The organism is Microbacterium sp. Bi128 (genome assembly GCF_918698205.1).
Window position 1 is genome coordinate 1 of record NZ_CAKKMM010001419.1, and the last position, 1293, is coordinate 1293.

The window sequence follows — 1293 nt, forward strand, 5'->3', positions numbered from 1 at the left end:
GCTGGTTTTCTGGTCCGGTACGTGGTCCGGCAACTGGCCTGCGGCCGGATTTGCGGCTAAACATCGGTGCCGCCTTTTCGCGTTTCGGGATCGTTGTAAATCTGGAGCCTGGCCTTGCTGAAACCGTAAATTTCGGCTGCCTGCCAGAACACGACCGTGACGACGGCGCCGATCAGGAACCAGCGGCCGTGCAGCCAGGCCGGGGCGCCGATGACGAAGAGGACCACGGCGAAGCCGACAACCTTGACGAAGTACGTCGCGACGAACAGTCCGATCGCTCCCGAGGGGTTGTTGCGGCCGACGAAGTGGCCCACCGCGAGGCTGATGGCAAAGAAGGCCATCACCAGCGCGCCGCCGAACAGGGCGGACCAGAGCCCCACGGCGCCGTTAAAGATGAAGGCGGCCGTGCCGGTCAGCACCAGTGCTGCGGCGGAGGCCGCGGAACTCATTGCCAGCAGCCTGAGCCACAGGGATTTTGTGGGGCCGGAGACGCCAACGGGTCCGTTGCCGGAAGCGGGTTCCGGTTCGGCGTTGGAGGTCATCAGATCCCAATCGTCGCTGGCGTATTGCTGGTCAAGGCAGGCGGCGAAGTACCGCCCCTGAATTCTACATTAGATAGAAATTATTCGGAAAAGCGCGTCGGAGCGGGTTCCCCGGGCATGCCGGTCAGGCTATTCGGGAGTGCGGGCCATCTGCCTCGGCCCGCGCTGGCGCAGGTACGGCCAGGCAGTCGCCACGGCCATGATTGCCGCGGCGGCCAGATCGACGGCGAGGACTATGTGCCAGGGGAAGATCGCGAAAGCGAGGCCGCCGAAGGCAAGGATGCAGGTCCACAAGTACATCAGCACGACGGCGCCGCGGTGCGAGTATCCGATGTCCAGGAGTTTGTGGTGCAGGTGTCCGCGGTCCGCCGACCACGGCGACCGGCCCAGCGCTGTCCGCCGCACCACCGCCAGGCACAGGTCCAGCAGCGGCAGGAACAGCACCGCGAACGGCAACAGGATGGGGATGATCGTGGGAATGCCGTTGGCCCGGTCGTAGAGGCCCGAGCTGATCTGGCCGGTCGAGACGACGCCGGCCGAGGCCATCAGCAGGCCAATCAGCATGGCCCCGGAATCGCCCATGAAGATTTTGGAGGGGAACCAGTTGTGCGGCAGGAAGCCGACGCAGCTGCCGACCACGACGGCGGTCAGCAGGGTGGCGAGGTCCGAGCGGTCCAGCAGGACGGCCGTGCGGTGGACCCAGTAGGCCGTGAGGAAGAACGCCGCTCCGCCGATGATCGCCACGCCCGCG

At 65.9% G+C, this 1293-nt stretch carries 2 protein-coding genes; both read right to left on the reverse strand.

Annotation, left to right across the window (positions count from 1 at the left end; genetic code table 11):
* Nucleotides 1–56: 56 nt before the first annotated feature.
* Nucleotides 57–542 (reverse strand): hypothetical protein, encoded by a 486-nt coding sequence (locus LQV45_RS33295; RefSeq protein ID WP_230012011.1) that lies wholly within the window; start codon nt 540–542, stop codon nt 57–59.
* 129 nt (nt 543–671) lie between these two features.
* Nucleotides 672–1293: MraY family glycosyltransferase (locus LQV45_RS33300; protein WP_230012013.1), on the reverse strand; the 622-nt coding region annotated here is incomplete at its 5' end.